The 708-nt window shown below is 68.2% G+C and carries 1 protein-coding gene; it reads right to left on the reverse strand.

Annotation, left to right across the window (positions count from 1 at the left end; genetic code table 11):
* Positions 1-10: 10 nt before the first annotated feature.
* Positions 11-463 (reverse strand): single-stranded DNA-binding protein, encoded by a 453-nt coding sequence (locus Val02_RS47000; RefSeq protein WP_203905895.1) that lies wholly within the window; start codon positions 461-463, stop codon positions 11-13.
* Positions 464-708: the final 245 nt, after the last annotated feature.

Genomic DNA, 708 nt, shown 5'->3' on the forward strand with positions numbered 1-708 from the left:
GGTCTCCCGCCTACGCCGCCGGACACTCGGACGAAGCCGAAGACCAGCCGTCATCCGGCGCGTCGGCCGGCGTGAAGCCGTCACCGCCGCGCGTGCGGGACATCTTCTGAACCTTCGCCGTCGCGAAGCGCAGCGACGGGCCGATCTCGTCCAGGTCGAGGCTCATCATCGAGCGCTTCTCGCCCGTGGTCTTGTCCTCCCACCGGTCCAGCTTCAACCGCCCGGTCACCACCACGCGGTCGCCACGCTTGAGCGACTCCGCGATGTTCTCGGCGATCTGCCGCCACGCCGTGCACCGCAGGAACAGCGGCTCCCCGTCGCGGTACTCACCCGACTCCTTGTCGAACACACGCGGCGTCGACGCCACGGTGATCTTGCAGATCGCCGCGCCCGAGGGCAGGAACCGCATGTCCGGGTCGTCGGTCAGGTTCCCCACGATCGTGATCGTCGTTTCTCCAGCCATTACAGGCACTCCACTTCTTTCCACAGTTCCGACCGTCCCAGCGACAGCCGGCACACCTTGTTGGACCTCCGGTCAGCGGCGGACACGCGGCGCCTCCGGTCCCGGGTCGTCGATGTCATCCAGGTCCAGACCCAGCGACGTCACCGCGGGCGAGACCGGGAACAGAGCGGCCACCGTGTCCGGCACCGCATCCGCCAACGGCGAACCGACCAGTCCGACCAACGGATCCCGCCGGGTGATGTCCA

It is taken from the genome of Virgisporangium aliadipatigenens, assembly GCF_016863615.1.
Classification (GTDB): Bacteria; Actinomycetota; Actinomycetes; order Mycobacteriales; family Micromonosporaceae; genus Virgisporangium; species Virgisporangium aliadipatigenens.

Excerpts from the sequence above, each read along its gene's own strand:
- Val02_RS47000 (WP_203905895.1), bottom strand. The coding sequence starts at position 463 with ATGGCTGGAGAAACGACGATCACGATCGTGGGGAACCTGACCGACGAC.